The organism is Isoptericola sp. NPDC060185 (genome assembly GCF_042728595.1).
GTDB lineage: Bacteria > Actinomycetota > Actinomycetes > Actinomycetales > Cellulomonadaceae > Isoptericola.
The window spans coordinates 1-1,262 of sequence record NZ_JBHWYY010000157.1 but is presented as its reverse complement, the minus strand read 5'-3'; the positions used below and the strand labels follow the sequence as shown (position 1 = coordinate 1,262).

Here is a 1,262-nt window from a genome sequence, read left to right as displayed (position 1 = left end):
ACTCTGGCGGCGGTCAACGCCACCGACGCGCCCGAACTGCTCGACGAGGCGACGCTGCTGTCGCTGTTCGACGCGCAGGTCCGGCGCACGCCGCAGGCCACCGCACTGGTCGACGGTGAAACCACCTACACCTACGCGGAATTCGACGAACGCGTGCGCGAGCTCGCCGGTTCCCTCCGTGCACGGGGCGCCCGGCCGGAGACGCTCGTCGCCGTCGCGATGCGGCGCGGCATCGACCTGGTGACCGCGATCTACGCGGTGCTGCGGACCGGTGCGGCGTACGTACCGGTCGACCCGGACCACCCCGCCGAACGGACCGACCGGGTGCTGGCTTCGGCCGCGCCGATCTGTGTGCTCGCCACCGCCGGTTTCACCACCGACTCCGGCATTCCCGTCCTCGAGCTAGCCGCCGTCAGTGGCGAAGCGGCGGAGCTGGAGCTGCCGAAGGCCGACAATCTCGCCTACGTCATCCACACCTCCGGGTCCACCGGCACGCCCAAGGGCGTCATGCTGACGCACCGGCAGCTGGTCAACCAGTTCCGCTGGGCGCAGCGCACCTACCCGCACGGCCCCGGCGACGTGGTCCTGCACAAGACCCCGGTCACCTTCGATATCTCCACCTGGGAGTTGCTGTGGCCGTTGCAGACCGGCGCCACGGTGGTGATCGCCGCTCCCGACGGTCACCGTGACCCGGCCTATCTGGCCGAGGTGATCACCGAACGCGCCATCACCACCGTGCATTTCGTGCCGTCGATGCTGGACGCCTTCCTCGCCGACCGCGACACGGGCGAATTCCCCTCGCTGCGGCGGGTGTTCGCGGCGGGCGAGGCGCTGACGTCCTCGACCGCGCGCCGGTTCGGCCAGGTGCTGCCCGCGGCGGCGCTGGTCAACTGGTACGGCCCCGCCGAAGCCACCGTGGTGACCGCGGCGCAGGTAGAAGCCGGTCCCGCCGTGGGTATCTCGATCGGCATACCGGTCGCCAACACGCGCGTCCACGTGCTCGACCGGCAACTGCGACCCGTCCCGCCCGGTACCGCGGGGGAGCTGTACCTGGAAGGGGTGCAGCTGGCCCGCGGCTACCTCGGCAAGCCCGCCATCACCGCGGACCGTTTCGTCGCCGACCCGACGCGCCCCGGTGCGCGCATGTACCGCACCGGCGACCTCGTGCGCCGGCTCCCGGGTGGCCGCTTCGGTTATCTCGGCCGCGCCGACGCCCAGGTGAAGGTGCGTGGCTATCGCATCGAGGTCGGCGGGAGCGAGAC

1 protein-coding gene is annotated in these 1,262 nt (G+C 71.5%); it reads left to right on the top strand.

Going from position 1 to position 1,262, the window contains the following annotated elements; all coding sequences use genetic code 11:
* On the top strand, positions 1-1,262 hold a 1,262-nt coding region (locus tag ACFWDO_RS21415), incomplete at both ends, for an amino acid adenylation domain-containing protein (RefSeq protein ID WP_380347198.1).